This is a genomic window from Alcaligenes sp. Me129, from assembly GCF_050487245.1.
In the GTDB taxonomy this organism is placed as follows: Bacteria; Pseudomonadota; Gammaproteobacteria; order Burkholderiales; family Burkholderiaceae_B; genus Alcaligenes; species Alcaligenes phenolicus.
In genome coordinates, this window is the sequence record NZ_JBKQGX010000017.1 from 1 (window position 1) to 22,306 (window position 22,306).

The window sequence follows — 22,306 nt, forward strand, 5'->3', positions numbered from 1 at the left end:
CCCCGCCCCCGTGGTGCAGCGAAACCCAGCTGGCCCCACCTGCGGTATTCAACAAGGCATTCAACAAAGGCCAGTCCGACACGGCATCCGTGCCATCACGCATGCTTTCGGTTTCGCGGTTGGGGCTGGCCACCGAGCCTGTATCCAAATGGTCGCGGCCAATCACAATGGGCGCTTTCAACTCGCCCTTGCGCACCATCTCGTTAAAGGCCAAACCGGCACGATGACGCTCGCCCAGACCCAACCAGCAAATGCGTGCCGGCAAGCCCTGGAAAGCAATGCGTTCCTGCGCCATATCCAGCCAGCGATGCACGTGCTGATTGTCGGGGAACAGCTCTTTGATTTTTTGATCGGTTTTGTAGATGTCCTCCGGGTCGCCCGACAAGGCCACCCAACGGAACGGGCCTTTGCCCTCGCAAAACAAGGGGCGAATGTAGGCAGGCACAAAGCCAGGGAAATCGAAGGCATTGGCCACGCCTTCATCAAACGCAACTTGGCGAATGTTATTGCCGTAGTCCACAACCGGAATACCCATTTTCTGGAAATCCAGCATGGCTTGTACATGAACTGCGCAAGACTTGGCAGCCGCTTGTTGAATGCGGACGTGTTGGGCCGGGTCTTTCTGCGCCGCCTGCCACTGTTCCACCGTCCAGCCTGACGGCAAATAGCCATTGAGCAGATCGTGGGCAGAGGTCTGGTCCGTCACCAGATCAGGTTTCAAACCACCCGCTTGGGCACGTCGCACCAGTTCAGGCAGTACATCGGCAGCATTACCCAGCAAGCCAATCGACACCGCTTCCTTGGCGGCCGTGTGTTGGGCAATCAACTCCAGCGCATGATCCAGATCCCGCGCCTGTTTATCCAGATAACGGGTCTGCAAACGGAAGTCGATACTGCTTTGCTTGCATTCAATCGTCAGCGATACAGCCCCGGCAAAAGTCGCCGCCAAAGGCTGTGCGCCGCCCATGCCGCCCAGACCAGCAGTCAGAATCCAGCGCCCGGCCAGCGAACCACCAAAATGCTGACGACCTGCTTCAGCAAAAGTCTCGTACGTGCCTTGCACAATGCCCTGGCTACCAATGTAGATCCAGCTACCCGCCGTCATCTGCCCATACATGAACAAACCGGCCTGATCCAGCTCGTGAAACTTCTCCCAGGTAGCCCATTTGGGCACCAGATTCGAGTTGGCCAGCAGCACACGCGGCGCATCGCTATGAGTACGGAATACACCCACCGGCTTGCCGGACTGAATCAGCAAGGTCTGGTCATCCTCCAACTGGCACAGGCTGGCCAGAATCTGGTCATAGCATTCCCAGTTCCGGGCTGCACGCCCGATGCCGCCGTACACCACCAGATGCTGGGGGTTCTCGGCCACGGTCGGGTCCAGATTGTTCTGAATCATGCGGTACGCAGCTTCGGCCACCCAGTTCTTGCAACTGAGCTGGGTACCCGTAGGGGCATGAATCTGCCGCTCAGGATCGAAACGGGGATCGTGGCGGGCCGCCGAAGAGTGATGATCAGGCATGGTGATGTCCTCCATCTGAGGTGTCTCTGGATACGCGCTGGTTCTATCTGGCAGGCTGTTTCCACACCCGAAGGGCAGGTTCTGGCGCCGACAAAACAACGGTTTTCTTGTAAGCTCATGCCAATGTATAGTCATTTTTCCAAGTTGTCTATACATATAAAAGAGGGCCTTGTATAAGCCCGTGAATGCGAGCATGAGAAGGCATCACTCGCGGCCTAGTACACGACCTCAGATCTGGCCTGCGCGAGACTCTTTTGAGTGTGAACACGTCCTACAGGAAAGCATAAAAATGGATGTCCCCCAGACGAGTCATTCGTCAACTGAACCAAGCATGCCCGCCTACCTGCAAATCAAGAATTTTGTGCTGGAGAAAATCCAGTCCGGCCAATGGCGTGAAGGTGATCTGATCCCCACTGAACTGGCTTTATGCGAACAATTTGGCGTGTCGCGCATGACGGTCAACCGCGCGCTGCGGGAGTTGACGAATGATGAGCTGCTGGTCCGCATCAAAGGCTCGGGCACCTACGTCGCGCAGCCCAAATTCCAGTCCACCCTGATCGAGATACGCAGCATCGCGCAAGACATACGGGAGCGCGGCCACCAACACAGCTGTCAGGTGCTGAGCATGGAGCGGCTGCAGGCCAGCCCGGCTCAAGCACGGCTATATGGCATTGCACCGGGCGCAGCGCTGTTTCATTCCATTATTGTTCATGCCGAAAACGGCTTGCCTATCCAGTACGAAGATCGTCTGGTGGACGCGCAAATGGCGCCGGATTACATGGAGCAGGACTGGAGCCAGATCACGCCTAATGAGTACTTGGTGCGCGTTGCCCCCTTGCCAACCGGCTTTTACAGCATTGAAGTGCTGGTGCCGCCCGCCGGAATCGCGCAGGCCCTGCACATGAAAGAGCAGCAACCCTGTCTGGTGATGGACCGCCGCACTTTTTCCAGCGAGCAGTTCACAACGCACGCCAGACTGTGGCATCCAGGGGATCGCTACAAATTCACCGGCAAGATGTAGGCCGTAAATCTGCTCTGCCTAGAGTTTGACTCCCAAACGCATCGATCAGGCGCACAGGCTTCTGGCCTCCTGAGTCATACACCATCGCCATTTTCTTGTCGCATTGACCTGGCACGACCAACCCTTGAGCTGATCACTTGCCAACCACACCGGAACGAGCCTGCTCATGCTGGCGATAGCGGGTCAACGACAAGCCTGTATGGCGCTTGAAGTACCGGCACAGATAAGAGGGATCCTCAAAATTCAGCTGATCGGCAATCTGCCCGATCGCCAGCTGGCTGTAGGAAAGCAGCGCCTTGATCTCCAGAACCACTTGCCTGTCGATCAAGGCCTTGGGACTGTCGTTAAAAAACTGTTTGCTCAGTTGGGACAGATAAAACGGGGTGATGTTGAGCGCATCGGCATAAAACTTCACCTCTCTGTGCTGCCGGCATTGCTGGCCAACCAGTTCCCAAAACCGCCAGCTGATCATTTCCTGACGGCTGAACGGCTGGCCGCCCTGATACTCGGACGGAATCTGCTCGGCAATATGTAGAAAGAAATTCTGCAGCTGATTACGCAGCATGATGTGTTGATGCAGCGTGCTGGTCTGCACAATCTCGTGCAGTTGCAGCAACCAGGCCGCCAGTAAAGCTCGATCTTTCTGCGGAGGCACACACAGCGGATTGTCGTGCAAGAACACGAACAAGGAATTAGGCAGCTGATAAGCCACTTCTGACGCCAGGTTCTTGGGCATCAGCAGAAAAAACACCTTGAAACCGCGTGAGCGCCGTCTCAGCAAGGTAATCGTATCTTCGGCCAGCACCAGCACATCATGGGCCCGTACGACCTGATCCTTGAAATTCAAGCTGACCAAAGCACGACCCGACAGGCAGATCATCAAGGCCATATAGGCATGACCGAAAGACAAAGGCATTCCCACGCCTTCAGCCAGCGTGGTCTGGCCTGTCAGCCAGCTATCTTTGGCGCTGAATAGTTGTGGAATCTGATGCATGGTGTTCCTCTGCCCTTCACGGCCCGGCAACCGACAGGACTTGCTAAAAGTACCGAAACTACCAAGGTCCTGCTCTGTTCGCCAAACCAGCCAGCTTCTATTCTGTTTTCTGCTGAATGGTGAGTAAAGAAAATGACACTTCAAACAGAAAGACTTATTTTACGCCCCTGGCAGGACACTGATGCCAAGGACTTGTACGAATACGCCAAAGACGAGCGAGTTGGCCCGATTGCAGGTTGGCCGGTGCATACCAGCGTTGAGGAAAGTGCCGAAATTATCCGCACAGTTTTCAATATGCCTGAAGTGTATGCCGTCGAGCACAAAGATAATGGCCGGGCTGTCGGTTGCATCGGCATCCTGATCGGCAAGAACAGCAACTTCGAGATCGGCGAAGAAGAAGGCGAAATTGCCTATTGGATTGGCGTCCCCTACTGGGGCCAGGGCTTGATCCCCGAGGCCATGCGCGAAGTGATGCGACACGCTTTTGAAACGCTGAAGCTGAAGGCCCTGTGGTGCGGCTACTTTGCCAACAATGCCCAATCGCAGATTGCGCAAACCAAGTGTGGCTTTCGCCATCATCACACCGAGGAAAACAGGTACAACCCGTTCCTGCAGGACTACCGAACTGAACATATCAGCCGCATCACAGCTCAGGAATGGCTGGCCTTGCCCAAACAACAGGCCTGAACACCTGTCGTAACCCACACCCACGCCGCCGCTCTGGGTGTAGAACGGCCCCCAAAACCTGGATACCTGTCCCAGGCGTTTGGGGCCCGTTCACCTTGGGCATCGCGTGCAGCGCACGCGGTGTCTTCTAGGCCGTTTGCAAAGCGTGCTTGGGCTGTCGCAACAAGACAAAGAGCAGACCGGCAATCAAGGCCGCCAGGCCTGCCAGCGCATGCAGCACCGTCAAAAATGAAGCGGCATAACTGGCAGTCAATTGCGCTTCCAAACCAGGCAGCTGTTGCGCGGCCAACTGCAATTCACCCAAAGCCGCCCGACTGGCCGCTTCCAGAACTGCGGCTTGTGTAAACGCTGTGCCGCCCACACTCAGGTGCTGCTGAATCAAGGTAGCCAACAGCACGCTGACCACGGCAATGGCCACACCATCCGCAAAGATTCGCACCGTATTGAAGATACCCGTCGCCATTCCGACCCGATCCGGGCTGACCACACTGACCGCCATCCCGTCCATCAAGCCCCAGGGCAAACCGATACCCATGCCGATCAGCAATAAAGGCAGATGCAGGGCTGGACCACCGCCTGCCTCAAAGCCTTCAGCCAGAGTCCACAAACCCACGGCCACCAGAAGCAAACCCAGGCTGGACAAGGTGCCTGCCGATAGCCAGCGAGTCAGCAAGGCCGCCACAAAAGGCACGATCAACAAAGGCGCAGCCAGCCAAACCATCATCTGCCCGGCCTGCAATGCACCGTAACCATCAATACCCATAAAGCGACCGGGCAACAACACAATCAGCACGATGAACAGGAATGCAGGGGCTGCAGCCAAAGCCTGCACACCCACAAAGCCGGGGTCACGAAAGAAACTCAAATCAATCATGGGCTGCGCAACGCGGCGCTCTATGCAGACAAAGCCCACAAAGGCGACAACAGAGGCCAGCAGGGTGGACAGCACCCAGCTATCGGACCAGCCCCGTTCCGGGATCAGCAACATGCCATAAGTAAACAGGCCCAAAGCCAGCGTAAAGCTGATGGCACCCGGCCAGTCCAATGCACCCTGCGAGCCGCCCTGACTGGGCTTGGTACTGATCAGAACCAGCAACAAACCGACCACGCCAATAGCCCCGGTCGCGTAGAACACGCCTTGCCATTGCAGCGCCTCCACAATCCAGCCGAAAAACCAGGGACCAAAAGACAGCCCCAGCCCGAAAGACGTGCCTAACAAGCTGAACGCCCGCGCCCGTGCACGTCCTTCAAACAAGGGAGCCAGGGAGGACATGGCAGCGGCAAAAGCGGCGGCACCGCCCAGGCCCTGCATCATGCGCAAAATATCAATCCAGAACACGGAGGGCATGAAAGGAATGGCAATGGTAAAGGCGCAAAACCACAGCATGCCAATCAGCCAGATGCGGCGCTGGCCGTAAATGTCCGTCAGGCTGCCTGACACCATCATGGCACCGCCGTAACTCAGGATGTACGCATTCATGATCCAGCTCAGCTGGGCGGCACTACCACCTAACTCTGCACTGATGGCCGACAGCACCACTGCTGGACCGGTGAAGCACAAGGGGATCAATAAAGCCGTTAAACAGGCTGACAATAATTGCAGCCGACGCATGGCCGGCGAGGAAGAAGAGGAAAGCATGGTTCTCATTGACTGCTAAAGCGTGCGTGCCCAACAGAAATGGACACGGCGTGAAATACCCGCATGATCGGGGTCGATTTCAGGAGCTTAAGCGTCACCCCATCAAAGAAAAATACACTACAGTTATTAATACTTAGGAAATAAATTCTTAAATAGAGTTGGCACCATGATGGAAAACCTGAGCAATATCGGCCTGTTCGTACGCGTGGCGGAACGCCTGAGCTTTTCGGCCGTGGCCCGCGAGTCCGGCCTGTCGCCCTCCACAGTAGGCAAGTCCATCGCCCGCCTGGAAGAGCGGCTGAAAGTGCGCCTGTTTCACCGCAGCACCCGCACTCTGGCCCTGACTGCCGACGGCAAAGTTTTTCTGGAGCGCTGCAGACGCATCTTGAGTGAAATCGAAGCGGCAGAACTGGAAATGTCCCAAGCCAGTGAAATGCCGCGTGGCACCTTGCGAATCAGCTTGCCGCGCTACAGCGGCCTGTTTCAGCAGGCCATCAGCCACTTCATGCAGCGTTATCCGGCTGTAGAACTGGATCTGGACTTTTCTGACCGTCTGGTCGATGTGATTGGCGAAGGTTTTGATGCTGCCATCCGTGCCAGCGCCTTGAGTGATTCAGGCCTGATGCGCCGCCGTCTGTGCACGTTCCGTCGCGTCCTGGCTGCCTCCCCCGAATATCTACAAGAGCATGGTCGCCCCTTGCACGCCAAAGATCTGCAACACCATGCCTGCCTGCACTACCGCTTCCCCAATACCGGGCGGCTGGAACAATGGCCAATTTCCGAAACTCAGGACGTACCCGAGCTGCCCCGCACACTGGTCTGCAATAGCGTGGAAATGCGGGTGCATCTGAGCTTGCAAGGGCAAGGCATCGCTTGCCTGCCAGATTTCACTGTGGGGGAACATTTAAGCAGCGGACGGCTGCAAACCATTCTGGATGAATGCACCCATAACACCGTGCCACTGTGGATTGTCTGGCCTGCCAGCCGCAACCTGTCGCCCAAGCTGCGCGCCTTTATTGATTGCATGAGCGAGGCGGTTTTCCAGGCCTAGCCAAACACATACTGCTAGTGCCTCCTGCTCAGTCCCCGGTCAGCTCGGAAGCGGCATCCTGGGACTGGCTGGCGCACAAAAAGAGCAGGCCACCCATGACAGAGGCCCCAACAAATGACATCTCCTTAAGCCACCTGCTTGATCAGCAAGGCCGCAAGGTACATGCCCAAACCAAAAACCGCGTGTGTCAGCAGGCTGCGCAAACGGTTAGTCCAAGGCGTGGGGGTACGCGAGGCCGCCACTCCGGCTCCCATGGCGGGCTGCATGACAAAAAAGGGCATCACGACCGTAGCCATGCCCACCATGACGGCGGGCAACCAGCGGGGATCTTGCAGCCACTCAGTGCCGTAAACCGCAAGCAACAAAAAGGCGAAAACAATGCCCACAGCATAGTGAATGAACCAGCCCCAGGCAGACTCTCCCGCAATCGGCTCAGCCTTGCCGATACTGCTGTGTGCGATCTGGCCACGCAGCAAATGCCCGGCCCAGCGCCCCACCATGGCGTAGTTCAGCGTGGCAACGCCCATCGCCCTTTGAATCAGGCCCCAGATATCCATGAAAATAGTGGCTCCGACTCCGATCAGAATCACATGCACCCATTCATTGATCGACAACATTGGCAATCCTTTCCGTTGATAAGCACTTTGTTTTTGAGTAATCATAGAAGTTGAAGTCAACTTCTAGTCAACAGGTACAAGATGGATATTTCAGAAGTTGCCAAGCAAACCGGCTTACCCTCCTCCACCGTGCGTTACTACGAGAAAGAAGGCCTGATCCGTGCAGTCAGCGCCCCCGGAGAACGGCGTCGTTTTACGCCCCAAGTGCTGGATCAACTGGCCTTGATTGCCTTGGGGCAAGCGGGCGGTTTGTCGCTGGAAGAAATACGGGCCATGCTGCCTCCCGATGGTTCTGCGCAGGTGGACAGGCAATTGCTGCTATCCAAGGCCGATCAACTGGATGCCACCATCAAGCGCCTGAAAGCCATGAGCGAAGGTTTGCGCCACGCCGCGCACTGCCCCGCCGCCAACCATACGCAGTGCCCGACATTCCAGCGCTTGCTGAAAGCTGCCGCCATCCGGGTGAAGAAGAACAAGACAGGCAACTCCAGCGAGGCGGTGTCACGTCTTGCCAAAACGGTGTCAGGTACAAAAACAACCACCACAAGCTGACGCTTCAAGGCTGTAAGAACCTCCCCCTATAATGAGCAGTTGTCGCAGCAAGGCCAGGCCAGCCGCCGCCGCCTTAAAGCATCCAATCCGCGACACACCAACAAACGATGATGAGAGGAGCCGTCTGCATGACGAGCACTAAGTCAGCAACTGAGTAAGCCGCAACAAGCTCTGGTCTTGTTGCGGCGTTCTGTACTTCCAATCCCGCTGATTGATAACAAACAGACGCCGCCCGATTTCTTTTTCGAGTGGTAATTTTGTTATGTCTTCCTCACGCTCTTCCTGGGCTTATACGCTGCCGGCTACCCTGCTGCTGATGGCGCCCTTTGACATCCTCGCCTCCCTGGGGATGGATATTTACCTGCCCGTCGTCCCGGCCATGCCGGAACTTCTAGGTACGACCCCAGCCATCATCCAGCTGACCCTTAGCCTTTACATGCTGCTATTGGGTGCGGGACAACTGATCTTTGGCCCCCTGTCGGATCTCATAGGCCGACGACCTGTTTTGCTGACAGGGGCCGTCCTGTTCGTGTTGGCCTCAACCGCCGCTGCCTTGTCCAGTTCCGCCTGGGCTTTTGTTGGTTTTCGGGTGCTGCAGGCACTGGGGGCTTCGGCCACCCTTGTGGCCCTGTTTGCCACAGTGCGCGATGTGTATGCAGACCGCCCCGAAGGGGTAGTGATCTATAGCCTGTTCAGCTCCATCCTGGCATTCGTACCCGCCTTGGGGCCTATTGCAGGTGCTCTGATTGCCCGCATGGGAGGATGGCAAGCCATCTTCCTGAGTTTGGCGGCGATGGGGCTCATAGCCTGGATCCATGCGCTGTGCAGATGGCAGGAGACCCGACCTGCCAAACCGCTGCATTCCCAGCAGTGCGCCCTGGCCGTCTTCAAAAGCCCGGCGTTCTGGGTCTATACCCTGGGCTTCTCCACCGGGATGGGGACATTTTTTGTCTACTTCTCGACCGCGCCCCGAGTCTTGATCGGACAAGCTGGCTATGCAGAAATAAGCTTCAGCCTGGCCTTTGCCAGTGTTGCCCTGGTGATGATTGCCACCACCCGCCTGTCCAAAACCTTTGTGGCTCGCTGGGGAACGGCCGGGAGCCTGAGACGCGGTATGGGTTTGATCGCCCTAGCCGCCCTGTTGCTGGCAGCAGGACAACTCCTGCTGGAACCCTCCTTTAGCAGCTTTATCCTGCCCATGTGGCTAGCCGCCATGGGCATTGTGATGACGGTATCCGTCACCGCCAATGGCGCCTTGGCCCAGTTCAATGATGTGGCCGGTTCCGCCGTGGCGATCTACTTTTGCGTGGAAAGCCTGATTGTTAGCGTGTTCGGTACCTTAGCTGTGACCTTGCTGGGTGGGGATACGGCATGGCCACTGGTGGTCTTTGGGCTGGGAATGAGCAGTGTGGTTTTGCTTGCTTTGATGTTGCTGGAGAGAAGGAAAGCCTAACCAAAATGTCCGTAATAACAATCCTTAATAGCTATTAAGACTGATATTACGGACATTAGACTACGCGTCTGTTCAGCAAACAATCAAATTCAATTAAAATGTCCGTAATAACAGTCCTTAATCAATTCAAGGACTGTTATTACGGTCAATAAATCAGAAGTCTTGACTCTACATGTTTCACAGGATTGTCCATGACGAACATGGCAGAAAGGGCCAACTATGAAATACGATGAGGCACAACGCACCCCCCCTAAACGCTTGCAGGAAGCCAGCGCCATTGGTCAGAAGCTCCAGCAACTGCGCATCGCCCATGGAATGACTCAAAGCGATGTGGCTGCTCGTGCTGGTATTTCACGGTCCACGGCCGCCCTGCTTGAGCAAGGTAATGAAAGCCGAACGATGTCTCAGATCCTGCGCTACCTCCATGCCATTGAGCCCGAACTTACCTTGCTGGATCTGCTCACAGAGCAGTCCGGCGCTGTGCGGAGCTTCAACAATGCCAACAAGGTACAGCGTGTCTCCAGGAAAAATGCATCGAATACAGCCAACAGCGCTCCAGCCAAGGACAAATATGACTTCTAAACCGCGCAATCCATACAGCCGACCACCCAGTAAGGTTGCTGTGTTTGCTCATATTGCCCAAAGCGATCAGGGCAATGCTTTTGTACCAGCAGGACTACTGGAGAACGCGAATTCCGATGCGCCAAGCTTCACCTACGGTAAGCGCTATGTACAACGGCAACACGCGATTGAAATCGATCCTGCAGCACTGCCACTAAGGGCAGAAAACGGAGGCATACAACGTTTTACCTTACCTGGGCTGCACGAGTTTGGTGGACTGCGCGACGCGGCCCCTGACGCATGGGGTCGACGTGTCATCGAAAACAAACTCAAAGTAGGCTCGGGCGTTTTACCTGAAGTCGCCTATTTACTGGAGGCAGGAGTGGATCGCGTAGGCGCACTGGATATTCGACTTACGCTCGATTCCCCCGCCAAGAAATCGGCAGCTGGGGAGGTCAGCCTTGAACGCCTACTTGAAGCCGCTGATCGTATTGAAAATGACGAAGACATCGGTGAGGACCTGGCTGACTGCTTTGAAGGCCTAGGTTCGGCTGGCGGAGCCCGGCCCAAAGCATCAATTCGCGATGAATCCGATGTGCTGTGGCTGGCGAAATTCCCTTCCAAGTCTGATCGCGCCTGCAATGCTGTACTTGAAGCTGGCACCTTGGAACTGGCACGTGCTGCAGATCTATGCGTTCCACCCGTGCATATCCAATCTGTTGGCACGGCGCGCGTGCTCTTCATTCGTAGATTTGACCGTTACTGGGCAGCTCCGGGAGAAGCACCCGCTCCCGGCCAGGACAGTTGGTCGCCCGCCACCCCAGAACACAATGCTTCTACCGTTGAGGGGCGTATCGGCTTTTGCTCCGCTATGACCCTGATGGGCATTGATGAGTACGAAGCAAGAAGCAGTTCCTATCAGGCACTGGCCCTCAAACTACGAGAGCGTTGTTTGCCCACTTTCATCGATCGTGATTTACGTGAACTATTCAAGCGCCAAGCCCTGAACATCTTTGCCAACAACAATGACGATCACTTGAGAAACCACGCCTTCATCTATGACGTTGTCGGCAAAGGATGGAGGTTAAGTCCGCTCTATGACGTTCTGCCCATGAACACGGTGGCAAGCGAACGTTATTTGCACCTCGAACTAGGAGAGCAAGGAAGGCTGGCCACCCTGGACAACTTAATGACACGTTGGGCAGCCTACTTCTCTAGCCGCCAAGAAGCCATTCGCGCCTTGCATGAAGTATGGATAGTCGTCAGAGCCTGGAAGCCTTATTTTGAGCAGTTCGATGCATCCGCCCAAGACATGAACTATCTGGAGGGTGCATTCAGACCACTAGAGCGCTTGGCCTCCTCCTCCTTAACGAAGGAATTGCGAGCCTTCGGGAACTAAACCATCATTCCTGTTAGTTGCATACTGGCACCCTGAAAAACGTATCACCTTCTACACGCCCCTAGCCCCCTTCTACAGATTCAAGTCATACGTCACCCAAGCTGTTGCCTGAGCCAGACCATCGTATAGCCTTCGCGCCTGCGCATTGTCCTGCGCCGTAATCCAGCGCAGGAACGGCCAGCCCTGCTCCTTACCTGCCTGGGCGACTGCCTCAATCAAACGGCGGCCCAGCCCGCCGCCTCGCTGTTCCGGCAACACAAACAAGTCATCCAGAAAACCAGCATCCTTGCCTAGCAAGGGCTCCGGGAAAGGACGGTAATGCGCCAAACCCAGCAGCGCACCCTTCGCCGTCGCTACCACCTTCCCTTGTAAAGGATGCTGAGCATCCAGCAGCCAGGACCAGGTACGAGCCAGGATATCTTCATTCATGGGTTCTTTGTAGAACTCGGCGTACTGCCGATACAGCCGCTCCCAATCGTCCCGGTCGTACGGTTGCAAATCCCGGATCTGAATACCACCGGCTATCGGCTGTTCTGCACTGCTAGTCATGCTTGTATTCCCCTGTTGCTACCATGCTGTTGCAAGGGCAGACTGCGCCTGGTGAGAGGCAAAATGCGGCAGCACATACTCAGCCAGCTCCTGGATAATTTCCGCCGCCGGTCGCTGCGCAAACTGAATACCCAAAGCGGCGTGATTCACACCCGCTGCCTGCCATTCCTCCAACAAGGTGATCAGCCCCTTGCGCCCGGTACGCAGTGTAAAACCACCTTGCAAGGGTGTGCGTGGATAATCAGGATCATCCACCAAGTCCAGCCACTCGTTGGTCATGTGTGGGCGAAAACCGCCATCTGGAATCCGGGCACGCCAGGCCTGAATTTTGGCAGCCAGCTTTTGCGGACCCAGCGGTGTATGTGTGGCTTCCGGGTAGGTCAGCCAACCATCGGCATGTTCTGCGATCCATTCGGGCGACTGCCCCGAGGAGCTGGTAACAATTAAAGGAATGGAACCATGCGCGGGCTTGGGCAGCAGCTCTGCCGTATTGAAGCGGCCTAGCGGCGAGTCGATATGCAATTGCCCCGCTTGCATCAACTGACGGAAATAGCTGACAGCGTGTGCAAAACGCTCTGCCCGTTCGGCTCGCTCCACACCATAGGCGGGAAATTCTATAGGCCTATCCCCGGAAGCAATGCCCAGCACCAAGCGTCCACCGGACAACTGATCAATGGTGAAGGCAGATTTGGCCAGATCGATCGGGTGACGCAAGGAGAAAATCGTGCTGCCCGTGGCCAAGGCCACCCGCCTGGTGCGAGCAGCCAGAAAAGCCAGATAGGTAAAGGGATCGAACACCTGCCCCGCATCACCAAAGCTGGGGTCATACAACGGTACGTCTCGCACCCACACCGCCGCAAAATCCTGGCGGTCTATCTCCTCTACCAACGCGGCCTGCCCGGCCAGCACACTCATATCGCCTTGATAAAAACGCAGAGGCAGAAAGATACCCATGGTCAGACGGCCGGGTGCAAACATGCGGCTATAGCCAGGGTGAGTGGCAAAGGTAGGGAAAGATGCGCCTTGAATCAGGCTTGTTTCAATCGTCATGATGTTTTCCCCTCAAGCGCCGGTAGCGGGCTCAGGCAAGGTGATGCCTTTACGGACTGCAGGGCGCTGGGCCACGCGCTCATGCCAGGCACTCATGTGCGAGTAGTGGCTGAAATCAAAATCGATAATTCGCGCAATATGCGTCCAGCCAAAATGCGCAATATCGGCGATGGAATAGTCCTGTCCTGCCAGATAAGGATGGTCTGCCAAGCGTGTATCCAGCACGGTGAACAGATCATTCACCAGACGGCGGTAGCGTTCGATGGCGGCCGGGATTTTCTCCTGGGCGAACAACTCAAAATGCACGCGCTGACCCAGAATCGGCCCCACGCTGGAGGAGTGAAATTGCAGCCATTTGATTGTTTCCCAGCGCTGAACAGGTTCTTTTGAAAGCAATTGGCCGGTTTTCTCCGCCAGATACAGCAAGATCGCGGCGGACTCGAACAGGACAACACCTGTTTCATCATCCTTCATCACCGGGATACGCCCATGCGGATTCAAGGCCAGGAACTCTGGCTGCCTATGCTCGTTCGCGTCGATACGCACGTGATGCAAGCGGTACGGTAACGCCATCTCCTCCAAGGCGATGGTCGCCTTAAAGCCGTTAGGCGAACTATCGGTATACAGATCAATCATGGTGTGGCTCCAAAACTGAAAGTTCGCTCTTCCTTGTTATATAGATAAGCTAAACTTTAAATACGATTCAGTAGCCTATTTTCCCCAGCTAAATGGCCAAAGAAAAACGATTAAATCTACTTGATAGATTTAGATAAACTAAACCATGAATCCTGTCTTTCCTTTACAAGCTCTGCGCGCCTTTACCGAAGTCGGACGCCACGGCAGCATCAAGCTGGCCGCCCAGGCGCTGGGCGTAACCTCGGGCGCAGTCAGCCAGCAAATCCGGCTGCTGGAAGATCGCTTGGGCGTGACACTGTTTGTGCGCAGCCACCACAAAATGAGCCTGAGCGAAGCCGGTGATCAGGTCTACCCTATCCTGCTGACGGCGTTCGACCAGATCGAACAAGCCATGCACACGCTGGAAGCCACCAAGCAAAGGAAGACACTGACGATCAGCACCGTGCCTTCCTTTGCCGCATCCTGGCTGATTCCCCGGCTGGCCGACTTCAAGCAACGCCATCCCGATATCGAAATCCGTGTGGAGGCGTCCCCCACGCTGGTGGACCTGCGTCGCGACAAAGTGGATATCGCCATTCGCCACGGCCTGGGTGTGTATCCCGGCTTGCAGGCCGAGCCCTTGATGGCCCCTGTCTTGCTGCCTGTAGCCAGCCCTGCGTTGCTGCAAGACAAGCCAACCATTCAGGAACCAGCAGATTGTCTGGAGTGGCCACTGCTACAAGATGCCGACCGGGCCGACTGGGCGCTTTGGCTGTCTGCCCACGGGGTGGAGGACGATGCGCGCGCCGATAGAGGCACAGCTTTTGAGGATGATTACCTGCTGATACGCGGTGCGATTGCGGGCCTGGGGCTGGCTTTGATACCGCAAGAATATGCGCAGGATGAAATGGCCGCAGGCCGCTTGGTGCAAGTGCTGGACAAGCCCTGGCCAGCCCGCTTTGCCTACTACCTGGTGACCTTGCCCGATGCGACACAAAAAGCAGAGGTCCGTGCCTTTAGTGATTGGATAAGCGAGCAAGCCCAGCTATAGCAAGGTAGCCAGCCTATGTAGGACCACCACTTCAACAGTCCTCATGTCCACACCCCCTGCTCCAGACATCGACAATTCGCCTGACTTCCAACAAGGAAGCATATGATTTTTTTGAAAAAAAACCCCGTCCCAAAAGGACGGGGCAAACCTCAACAAGCAATTGAAAAAATCTTAAGGTAATTCCACGGCCACCGGACCACGGGGACGGGAACAGCACAACAAGACTTTGCCCTCTGGCACAGGGTCCAGCGGCTCTTCAAAATAGTCGACCTCGCCCGATACCAGAGTGCACATGCAGGTATTGCACAGTCCCGCCCGGCAATTGAAGTCCGGACTCAAGCCCGTTTCTTCAGCAAGATCCAGCAAGGAGGGGCAGTCCTCATGCCATTGGGCCTGGCGGCCATCGGGCAGGAATGTCACCGTCTGCGCCGCATCTTCCGCTGCTGTCGCGGCTCCCCTTACTGCTTCTACAGGCAAATCCAGCTCCAACACATTCGCATCGACACGACTGGAGGGGGCAGGCTGCACCTGATCCTGAACCGCACTGGCTGCACCATCATCCGCCAAGGTGTTTTCCAGCACCGTCGCCGGGCCAAAAAACTCGTAGTGAATGCGCTCACGTGCCACACCCAGACTACGCAGCACACCATAATTGCTCTGCATGAAGGCACTGGGCCCACACAGGTAAAACTCGTAATCATCCAGTGGCAGCCAACGCTGCAACTGCTCACGTGTAATCAGTCCCGCCACATGGTGCAAACCGGCTTGCTCATCATGTTCAGTCGGGTTGCGATAGCAGAAGTAAAGCTGCACGCCTTCGCGTTGTGCCACCAGCTCACGCATCTCATCGGCAAAGGCATGCACCACGCTGTTATCGCACGCATGAATCACATACACCTTACGCTGGCTGCGTTTAAGTAGACGATGCAGCATGGCCAGCAACGGGGTCTGGCCCACGCCACCGCTTAGCAACACCACAGGCCGCTGGCTGCTCTCATCCAGCACGAACTCGCCCATCGGCCCGGCCGCACTCAGCACATCGCCCGGCTGCACCTGTTGGTGCAGATAGGAGGAGGCCAAACCATCCGCCACGCTTGACCCTGCCGGGGCCTTCTCGTGTTTGACGGAAATGCGCAGACGATCCGTGCAGTCGGGATCCCCCGACACGCTGTAATTGCGCAGCACGATTTGCCCGTCAATCTCCAGGCGGAACACCAGATACTGACCCGGCTGATAAAGCGGCATAACACCGTCCACCGGCTGCAGTACAAACGAAGTAATCACTTCGCTTTCGCGCTGCTTTTCCAGGACACGATAATCCCGGAAACGGCGGTTGGCCGTAGCCTCCGTAGACGCAGATGATGCAGTCGTATTCATCACGCTCAAGCCGTTGTTGTCTCGCTGGCGGCAGCTTGTTCGGCCTGGATCATCTGGCTGATCTTGCGACGGAAGCGCAAGGGGCCTGAATCCAATGGCAAATCCAACGCGGCAGGACGCTCTTTCAGGGCTTTGTGCACTTCTTCCAGAACCACTTTGTCTTCCAGGAACGCGTGGCGTACATCTTCGTTGAAGATCTTGGAGATCGCCTCGTCATCCGGGCTGAAATTGCGCAGCTGGAACCAGAAGTAACGGGTGTGCTCCTCGTCGATAGGCGTCAGGAAGTTATAGGAATCCATCAGGAAAACGTCCTGGTGGTACTCGCTGGGCTCCTCGGTAGCCGCACCGGCGGGCAGAAAGATGGCCTTGATCACGGCCAGCGACGGGAAGCGCACTTCGTATTGCTGCTTGCGGTCGCAATTGCCTTCAAATTTCACAAACTGCTTGTAAAACGGCGCAACTTCCACATTTTTGGACCAGCGCGAGACCGTCACGCCATTGTCTTCAACCTTGACGCTCAAGGGCAGACCAATAATGTCGGGACTGCCGAACGAGCTTTGGTGTACCCAGGACACGTGCGAGGGGTCCAGCAAATTGTCGGTGACGTACAGGTAATTACAGTCCAGCTCCATGGCGTCGCCACGGTTCACACCCCATTCGGGATTGTCCCACTCGGGGATATCGATCAGTTTGGACGGATCAGCCAACTCAGGATCACCCATCCAGACCCAGACCAGGCCAAAACGCTCCGTACAGGGGTAGCTGCGTACCACCGCGCTTTTAGGGATTTGCGCCACACCGGGCGCCTTGGTACAGGAGCCGCTGCAATCAAATGTCAGGCCGTGGTAGCCACATTCCACCTGATCGCCAATCAAGCGGCCTTTGGACAAAGGCAGGCGACGGTGCGGACAGGAATCTTCCAGGGCGACTGGCTGGCCGTCCTCACGGCGATACAGCACCAGGTTTTCGCTAAGCATACGCACGGGCTGCAAGCTGCGACCGAGCTGTGTAGCCAATGCGCCTACATACCAGGCATTGCGTACAAACATGATTTACCCCCAACTCTGAATACGGTGCATGATGGCTGAACGAGCCCATTCATGCTCTCTTGTTTGTGATGATAGTCGCAATCAAATTCAGCCTACTATCCATATCGTTTAGAATTTCTAAAGTTAAATTACTTTTCTGGACGGGGTCTGATCATCATGGATACCTTGCCTCCCTTACGCGCGCTGCAAGTCTTTGAGACGCTGGGCCATAGCCAAAGCCTGCAAGAAGCCGCCCGTCGTCTGAAAATCACTCCCGGTGCCATCAGCCAGCAATTACGTTTGCTGGAAGACTCGCTGGGCTGCAGCCTGACCTACAAAGAAGGCAAACGCTTGCGGCTGACAGCGGCGGGGGTGCGCTTTCATGAAATCTGTACCCAGGCATTTGAGCTATTGCGCGACGGACAACAAGAAATGGAGCGGTCGCGCAACACCAGCCTGCTTTCGATCAGCGCTTTGCCGTCCATGCTTAAAACCTGGATGGCACCGCTGGCATTTCAATGGCAGGAACAGTACGACCCGGAGCTGACACTGCATCTGAAAGGCAGCCATGCCGAGCCCGATCTGGAAGCCGAGCAAATCGACTTTCGGATTACCTACGGTCAGGCCGCCGCCCGCCCCCGCAGCTTTACCGAGCTGTACACAGACCGTGTCGTTCCCGCCTGCAGCCCGACCCTGCTCCAGGGGCAAGCCGCCTTGCGGCATCCCCGTGACTTATTGAGCTATCCCTTGCTGTCCTCGGACTGGCAGCCACGCTTTACCTCGCCCCCCTCCTGGCGCGACTGGTTCGAGTCTTTGGAGATAGACATAGGCGATACACCCCTGGATCGCTTCCGGGTTTTTTCTCTGTCGCACATGGCGCTGGAGTCTGCAGTGGCCGGTCAGGGTTTTGTATTGGCGCAATGCTCGATGATAGAAAAGGAAGTGCGCAGCGGGCAGCTGATCCTGCCCTTCTCCCATTCCTTGCCTCTGCCCTGGCCCTATGTGCTGACCCGACGGGCGGGTGCGTTTGAGTCGCCTCATAGCCAGGATTTCCATCGCTATTTGTTGAACCGGGCGCGGCAGCAGGAGCAGATCAATCAGGAACTGCTGCTGCAAGCATTAGCCTGAGCAATGTCGCAGCACGACGAAACACGGCTGGATTGCCGATAGACCTTGCTCGCCTGGCCGTGGCTAAGCACTAATGGCCCCTTGAGTGCTTCGGCTATGTAAGCGCAGGGCTATTCAATGGTTTAGCTCGACACCGTTCCGCTTTTCAGTTCAGGTTCAAGCCCCCAGCCAAGTGGCCAGAACAAGTCGAATGCATCAATCAGACAGGTACGTATAAGCGGCTTCCACCATACGATCAACGCAGCTGCGGATGCATTTTCAGCATTAAAAAAAGCGTGTTTACCGCCCCCGAAGGGGCCATAAACACGCTCTTTAATCCTGCAGGAAAGACCTCGGCGTCTTAGGCCACGACAGCAGCCAGCGACTCCGCAAAGTAATCCACATTGGACTGATTCAGTCCTGGCACGCTGATGCGGCCCGACTCCAGAACGTACACGCCAAAATCGTCACGCAGTTTCTGGATCTGCTCTTTCGTCAGGCCGGTGTAGCAGAACATGCCTTGCTGTTTAACGAAGTAGCTGCTGTCGTACTGAGGAGCCAGTTCTTTCAGACGATCGTGTACACGCTTGCGCATGGCAGCGATACGCTGACGCATGGTTTCCACTTCTGCAGTCCACTCAGCCAGCAAGGACTCGTCGGACAAAATGGTGGCGATGGCCTGACCACCGTGCGATGGCGGGTTGGAGTAGATGCGACGCACCACGGCTTTGAGCTGACCCAAAACGCGATCAGCTTCATCCGCGCTCTGGCACACCACCGACAAGCCGCCGCAGCGCTCGGAGTAGTAGGAGAAGTTTTTGGAGAAGGAGTTGGCCAGCAAGAACGTCAGGCCAGCATCGACCATGGCGCGCACGGCGAAAGCGTCTTCATCCAGGCTACGGCCAAAGCCCTGGTAAGCCATGTCCAGGAAAGGGATCAGCTTGCGCTGTTGCAGCACAGGGATCAGTTGCAGCCACTGCTCGTCGCTCAGATCAGCCCCGGTGGGGTTATGACAGCAGGGGTGCAGCAAGACAATGCTGTGCTCGGGCAGGACGGAGATGTCTTCCATCAGGCCGGTGAAATCCAGACCGCGCGTGGCTGGATCGTAGTAACGGTAAGTGTGGGTAGGAATGCCCGATCCACGGAAGATGGAGTGGTGATTATCCCAGGCTGGATCGCTGATCCACATTTCGCTATTGGGGTAGGCTTCGTGCAGGAAGTCGCCACCCACTTTCAAGGCACCCGAACCGCCCAGTGTCTGAATGGTCGCAACACGACCTTCTTGCAGCACTTTGCTGTCGGCACCAAAAACCAGTTTTTGCACGGCGCTGCGGTAGGAAGCCAAACCTTCAATAGGCAGATAGCCACGGGGCTGGCCCTTGGCCGCCCATTGTTCTTCAGCCCGGCGAGCCACATCCAGCAAAGGCAGACGGCCTTGATCGTCGTAATACAAACCAATGGTCAGGTTGACCTTGCGATCGCGCGGATCGGCGTGAAATGCCTCGTTCAAACGGAAAATCGGATCGCCACCATAGGCCTGCAAATGCTCAAACATGCTTGTTCCTTGAAAAATTACGGTTGTGGGCCGCCCGGGCTGATCGCCGGTCTATTCAAATAACCATTGACCTTATACCTTGGGCCTACTTTAGCCAATATCCTGGGGCTCTTTTTGCAGCACATGAGCACGCGAGCGATGCGTGAATGCGTCATCAGACTTGTCCCCCCCTTGGCTCGGCACGGCACCTGTTCTTGTCTAGTCGGTGCAGGCTGTCAAACGCCAGCGTCACCTTGAAGTCTGTTCACATTTTCAGCAAACCGAAGCCTCAAGAACGTGAACGCGGTGTACCAGCCTGTCTGCCTGGGCCTTGCCAGCAAAGAATATACATGGCTTTCTGAGGATACAGAACCGTGCACTTGCATTCATTGTGCTTTCGGTCCTCCCGCACTCCCCAGCTGTCACCGCATTGTCATATGCAGATCCCGTCCAAGACCGTTAACATGGGACTTTCACCGTTTCAACAGGAGTCCGCCGTGTCCGTATCGCCGCTGCCCAGTTCCCTATCCTGCCCTTTAGAAGGGGCCAGCAACTTCCGTGATATAGGCGGCTATGCCACAGACTCCGGCTCCTTTCGTAAGGGTCGCGTCTATCGTTCAGACCATTTGGCGGATCTGAGCAGCCAGGACCTGGACACCCTGCAAGAGCTGGGCATTGCCCGCTCCCTGGACTTTCGCGGAGCACACGAGCGCAAACGCTCGCCTTACCAGTACAGCTTTCTGACCAGCCACGCACTGACCGTCGAGCCCACCGTCTTGCCGGACTTTATGGACATGCTGGCCAAAGGTCAGGTGGATGTGGATGCGGCACACGGCACCATGAACAAGACCTACACCGAATTTGTGACCGGACACGCCGCCACCTTTGGCCAAGTCTTTGATCAACTGCTGCAAACTGATACGCCAGTAGTCATGCATTGCACGGCAGGGAAAGACCGCACCGGCTTTGCCGTCGCCCTGCTGCACCGCGCTGCCGGGGTGCACCCTGACGACGTCATGCACGACTATCTGCTGACCAATCAATTCTTCCGCCGCCCTGATCTGCCCGACAACCGTGGCATCAGTGACGAAGTGCTGGATATTCTATGGGGCGTCAAGCCCGAGTTTCTGGAAACCGCCTTCAAGACGATTGATGAAACGTACGGCAATCTGGAGAACTTCTTTCAGAACGCCTTAAAGCTCAGCCCCGCCCGACGCGAGGCCTTGCTGGAGCGCTACACCGCTTAAACCACGCCTACGGAGGTCGCTGGCAGTTCCCAGTGACCTTCCAGGCTCAGGGCCGGTCCCATCACATTGCGCCAGGTCGGCAAATCATGCATTTGCGTGAACAAAGGCATGCAATAGCGTGGCTGCACCATATCCACCAGCCAGCGTAAATCCGTCAAACGCGGGTGCACATTCCAGCAAAGGGTATGCGTGCCACGTGGTGCATGTGGGGCCACATAGCCGGTGTGAATCAACAAGCGTTCACCAGACTCGACATTGGGGTCCGCAGCCCGTGCCTGACGCTCCCGAATCAGCTCCCCTGCCTTGCCCTGACAGCCGTCCGGCTCACCGGCCAGCAGCAGGTGCGCTTGCGGATCAAACGTAGCCGCACGCGGCATCAACTCACGCAAGGATTGCTGCACACCCGGCAACAACAAGTCACTGCTTTGGCTGATCATGCGGGTCAGGTTTTCGTAGCAGGACGCGTCCATGCTCCAGTCCTCAAAACCTTGCTGCTGGCGCCACAAGGCAATCTCTATCGCCCGACCTGACGGCGGTACGGGCAACAAGGCGGGATGGGACTCCAACAAGGACTCCAGAATGCTCCAGGCCACGTGATGAGACTGATCGTACAAACCGTAAGATGCGTCCAGCAAAGCCAGATACGCGGGCGGCGGCAAATCGAAGGGGAACAGCAAGGATTCGCAGGAAAAGTCCCCGCTATAGAACAGCCCACCGCCCACATCCAGATGCAGCCAGACCCCCCCCAAAGCATGGCCGGACAAGCCGGTACGCACGGCAATATCGCCGATATAGGTCGTGCCACGGGTTGGCAGCTCACGCCAGATCCGCCCAGCAGGCAGGCTGCGCGCCGTAGAGGCCGTGGCATAAACAGGTATGTGTTCAGGCAGCTTGGACAAGGAGCCAATATGATCCTGGTGATCATGCGTCACCAAAATGGCATCCACCTCCAGCCCTTGATACCAGTCGCACACCTGCCCAGGATACAAAGGCCCGCCGGCATCCAGCAGCAATCGCAAGCCACATGCCTGCACTAAAATGGCGGCTGGCGCTTTGCCTCCATAGCCGCTTAACACCGTCACCAGGGTCTGGTTCATGCTCCGTCCCCTACAAGGCATTCAGGCCAATACATCGCCAAGCCACACCCGGCATCCTGCTTTGCAGCACGGCGCAACACCGGACACAAAAGCAAAGCATCAATAAGCGCAATGGGCCGCAGCGCACGCTGCCGGACAGAAAAAGGCATCAA

21 protein-coding genes are annotated in these 22,306 nt (G+C 56.4%); 10 read left to right on the forward strand and 11 right to left on the reverse strand.

The genetic code is table 11. The annotated features are described in order from the left end of the window. A partial coding sequence (gene hutU / locus ACLPGZ_RS15740; RefSeq protein WP_429641655.1) for a urocanate hydratase occupies window positions 1-1,540 on the reverse strand: 1,540 nt, incomplete at its 3' end. A gap of 316 nt (window positions 1,541-1,856) precedes the next feature. Between hutU and hutC the strand changes: the two genes are divergently transcribed. After that, window positions 1,857-2,546 carry a histidine utilization repressor gene (hutC, locus tag ACLPGZ_RS15745; protein ID WP_230940569.1) on the forward strand — a complete coding sequence of 230 codons (690 nt, stop codon included), beginning with the start codon at window positions 1,857-1,859 and terminating at the stop codon, window positions 2,544-2,546. A 133-nt stretch (window positions 2,547-2,679) separates the two neighbouring features. Here the strand turns inward: hutC and ACLPGZ_RS15750 are convergent, their stop codons facing one another. Further along, on the reverse strand, window positions 2,680-3,540 hold the full coding sequence (locus ACLPGZ_RS15750; protein WP_239054871.1) for a helix-turn-helix domain-containing protein: 861 nt from the start codon (window positions 3,538-3,540) through the stop codon (window positions 2,680-2,682). A gap of 132 nt (window positions 3,541-3,672) precedes the next feature. Between ACLPGZ_RS15750 and ACLPGZ_RS15755 the strand changes: the two genes are divergently transcribed. Further along, window positions 3,673-4,227 (forward strand): GNAT family N-acetyltransferase, encoded by a 555-nt coding sequence (locus ACLPGZ_RS15755; RefSeq protein ID WP_137430510.1) that lies wholly within the window; start codon window positions 3,673-3,675, stop codon window positions 4,225-4,227. Between the two features lie 127 nt (window positions 4,228-4,354). Here ACLPGZ_RS15755 and ACLPGZ_RS15760 read toward each other — a convergent pair whose 3' ends face one another. After that, on the reverse strand, window positions 4,355-5,866 hold the full coding sequence (locus ACLPGZ_RS15760) for an MFS transporter (RefSeq protein WP_205717086.1): 1,512 nt from the start codon (window positions 5,864-5,866) through the stop codon (window positions 4,355-4,357). 169 nt (window positions 5,867-6,035) lie between these two features. Here ACLPGZ_RS15760 and ACLPGZ_RS15765 point away from each other — a divergent pair, with 169 nt between their 5' ends. Beyond that, on the forward strand, window positions 6,036-6,917 hold the full coding sequence (locus ACLPGZ_RS15765; protein ID WP_031233084.1) for a LysR family transcriptional regulator: 882 nt from the start codon (window positions 6,036-6,038) through the stop codon (window positions 6,915-6,917). A 125-nt stretch (window positions 6,918-7,042) separates the two neighbouring features. Here the strand turns inward: ACLPGZ_RS15765 and ACLPGZ_RS15770 are convergent, their stop codons facing one another. After that, window positions 7,043-7,534 carry a DUF2938 domain-containing protein gene (locus ACLPGZ_RS15770; protein WP_060185499.1) on the reverse strand — a complete coding sequence of 164 codons (492 nt, stop codon included), beginning with the start codon at window positions 7,532-7,534 and terminating at the stop codon, window positions 7,043-7,045. Window positions 7,535-7,615: 81 nt separating this feature from the next. Here ACLPGZ_RS15770 and ACLPGZ_RS15775 point away from each other — a divergent pair, with 81 nt between their 5' ends. From ACLPGZ_RS15775 to ACLPGZ_RS15790, 4 genes are all read left to right on the forward strand, one after another. After that, complete coding sequence (locus ACLPGZ_RS15775) at window positions 7,616-8,086, forward strand: helix-turn-helix domain-containing protein (RefSeq protein ID WP_239054872.1); 471 nt, start codon at window positions 7,616-7,618, stop codon at window positions 8,084-8,086. A gap of 262 nt (window positions 8,087-8,348) precedes the next feature. Continuing rightward, window positions 8,349-9,539 (forward strand): CmlA/FloR family chloramphenicol efflux MFS transporter, encoded by a 1,191-nt coding sequence (gene cml, locus ACLPGZ_RS15780; RefSeq protein ID WP_239054873.1) that lies wholly within the window; start codon window positions 8,349-8,351, stop codon window positions 9,537-9,539. 219 nt (window positions 9,540-9,758) lie between these two features. Then, complete coding sequence (locus ACLPGZ_RS15785; RefSeq protein WP_052159270.1) at window positions 9,759-10,121, forward strand: helix-turn-helix domain-containing protein; 363 nt, start codon at window positions 9,759-9,761, stop codon at window positions 10,119-10,121. After that, window positions 10,111-11,499 (forward strand): type II toxin-antitoxin system HipA family toxin, encoded by a 1,389-nt coding sequence (locus ACLPGZ_RS15790; RefSeq protein ID WP_239054874.1) that lies wholly within the window; start codon window positions 10,111-10,113, stop codon window positions 11,497-11,499. Before ACLPGZ_RS15785 ends, ACLPGZ_RS15790 begins: the two co-directional genes overlap by 11 nt. A gap of 72 nt (window positions 11,500-11,571) precedes the next feature. Here the strand turns inward: ACLPGZ_RS15790 and ACLPGZ_RS15795 are convergent, their stop codons facing one another. The 3 genes from ACLPGZ_RS15795 to ACLPGZ_RS15805 are packed head-to-tail and all read right to left on the reverse strand — an operon-like array spanning window position 11,572 to window position 13,734. Next, on the reverse strand, window positions 11,572-12,048 hold the full coding sequence (locus ACLPGZ_RS15795; protein ID WP_060185502.1) for a GNAT family N-acetyltransferase: 477 nt from the start codon (window positions 12,046-12,048) through the stop codon (window positions 11,572-11,574). 18 nt (window positions 12,049-12,066) lie between these two features. Then, window positions 12,067-13,098, reverse strand: coding sequence for an LLM class oxidoreductase (locus ACLPGZ_RS15800; protein ID WP_060185503.1), 1,032 nt, complete (start codon window positions 13,096-13,098; stop codon window positions 12,067-12,069). A gap of 12 nt (window positions 13,099-13,110) precedes the next feature. After that, window positions 13,111-13,734, reverse strand: coding sequence for a glutathione S-transferase family protein (locus ACLPGZ_RS15805; protein WP_035269680.1), 624 nt, complete (start codon window positions 13,732-13,734; stop codon window positions 13,111-13,113). 145 nt (window positions 13,735-13,879) lie between these two features. Here ACLPGZ_RS15805 and gcvA point away from each other — a divergent pair, with 145 nt between their 5' ends. Further along, window positions 13,880-14,764, forward strand: coding sequence for a transcriptional regulator GcvA (gene gcvA / locus ACLPGZ_RS15810; RefSeq protein WP_137430504.1), 885 nt, complete (start codon window positions 13,880-13,882; stop codon window positions 14,762-14,764). A gap of 171 nt (window positions 14,765-14,935) precedes the next feature. Here gcvA and ACLPGZ_RS15815 read toward each other — a convergent pair whose 3' ends face one another. Beyond that, window positions 14,936-16,141 carry an FAD-binding oxidoreductase gene (locus tag ACLPGZ_RS15815; protein ID WP_239054875.1) on the reverse strand — a complete coding sequence of 402 codons (1,206 nt, stop codon included), beginning with the start codon at window positions 16,139-16,141 and terminating at the stop codon, window positions 14,936-14,938. 5 nt (window positions 16,142-16,146) lie between these two features. Continuing rightward, complete coding sequence (locus ACLPGZ_RS15820; RefSeq protein ID WP_239054876.1) at window positions 16,147-17,190, reverse strand: aromatic ring-hydroxylating dioxygenase subunit alpha; 1,044 nt, start codon at window positions 17,188-17,190, stop codon at window positions 16,147-16,149. Window positions 17,191-17,346: 156 nt separating this feature from the next. Here ACLPGZ_RS15820 and ACLPGZ_RS15825 point away from each other — a divergent pair, with 156 nt between their 5' ends. Continuing rightward, entirely contained in the window at window positions 17,347-18,297 is a 951-nt protein-coding gene (locus ACLPGZ_RS15825) for a LysR substrate-binding domain-containing protein (RefSeq protein WP_239054877.1), read from the forward strand. A 340-nt stretch (window positions 18,298-18,637) separates the two neighbouring features. Here the strand turns inward: ACLPGZ_RS15825 and ACLPGZ_RS15830 are convergent, their stop codons facing one another. Beyond that, entirely contained in the window at window positions 18,638-19,831 is a 1,194-nt protein-coding gene (locus ACLPGZ_RS15830) for an amino acid aminotransferase (RefSeq protein ID WP_115634602.1), read from the reverse strand. Between the two features lie 476 nt (window positions 19,832-20,307). Between ACLPGZ_RS15830 and ACLPGZ_RS15835 the strand changes: the two genes are divergently transcribed. Continuing rightward, the gene (locus ACLPGZ_RS15835) at window positions 20,308-21,057 is read left to right on the forward strand and encodes a tyrosine-protein phosphatase (protein WP_239054878.1); all 750 of its coding nucleotides are present in this window, start codon (window positions 20,308-20,310) and stop codon (window positions 21,055-21,057) included. Here the strand turns inward: ACLPGZ_RS15835 and ACLPGZ_RS15840 are convergent. Beyond that, window positions 21,054-22,154, reverse strand: a complete 1,101-nt coding sequence (locus ACLPGZ_RS15840; RefSeq protein ID WP_239054879.1) for an MBL fold metallo-hydrolase — start codon at window positions 22,152-22,154, stop codon at window positions 21,054-21,056. The two genes, ACLPGZ_RS15835 and ACLPGZ_RS15840, sit on opposite strands and share 4 nt — an antisense overlap. Between the last annotated feature and the right edge of the window lie 152 nt (window positions 22,155-22,306).